The sequence below is a fragment of the Pseudoalteromonas sp. TAE79 genome, assembly GCF_000498015.1.
Lineage (GTDB): Bacteria > Pseudomonadota > Gammaproteobacteria > Enterobacterales > Alteromonadaceae > Pseudoalteromonas.
On record NZ_AUTL01000207.1, the window covers coordinates 1 to 1,005 of the forward strand.

Sequence of the window (1,005 nt, forward strand, 5' to 3'; positions counted from 1 at the left end):
CGGTAAATAATCACCTTTTAATGTGTGGCACATTTTTACCATCTGATATCGCACCATATTATAAGTAAGCAACACTCCCCACAGCTCTTGCTTTACAAGCGCTGGTAAGCGACTTCTTAATGTTAATCGATTACCCAGCATATATTGCTTTTGTTCGCGATAACCAAGCTCTATCTCCCAGCGGTGACTGTATATATCGCCTATATCGGCTGATGGATATCTCATCGGATCTGTCATCGATGTCATCACACTGTATGATTTCCCTTTTATTTTTCGAGTCACTAACCTCGCTATTAAGGTGTCAGGCAGCGTTGGCCACATTTTGCTTGCTCTTGGATTACTGCTAAGTTGGACTAATTTATCATTACGCCCTAATGTTTGAATAACGTCATATTGCACATTTTTTTTCAGGGGGATTAGCCAATGGCGTTCACTGCCAGTTGTTTGCCATTTATGTAAAAGCCCTAAAGAATAAAAACCTTTGTCGAATAAAGTGAGGCTATTGTCTGGTGTGGTTTCTATAAGCTTTTCAGCCAGTACCATTTCATTGACCTTGTAATCATCAAAAGCGCTCCCCGTTATTAAATGGCTGCTCAGTTCCATTTGACACACCATTCTGACCTGTGGGTATTGTGTGTTGGTCGGTTTTGTAAAGGCCTCATTATTTTGGGGGGAGTCATCCGTACGCCAAACAACACCATCGACACCCAGCAAGGTAAGTCCATTCCAATGAGGGTGGTTAGCGTCTTCATTCCAATGTCTTTGGGTACATTCAAATAAGGCTTTCATAGCGGCTTCACCTAGGTTTTTACGACGCTGAGTTAAAGCACTTGGCGCAACAAATGGCTTCCCTTCTCGGTCAACAATGTCGAGCATATTAACGACATCGGCCATGGATTTGTCATTATAAATAACCATACCGATCAACAACCAAGCCATCGATTCTAGGGTTAGTTTTCTTTTTCGTAGTGTAACGGTTTCGGTCAGTGCATAGGCTTCTTCGAT

Annotated in this window: 1 protein-coding gene; it reads right to left on the reverse strand. The window is 42.2% G+C overall.

The window, feature by feature from the left end; genetic code table 11:
* On the reverse strand, window positions 1-1,005 hold a 1,005-nt coding region (locus L655_RS0115435), incomplete at both ends, for an IS4 family transposase (RefSeq protein ID WP_024605506.1).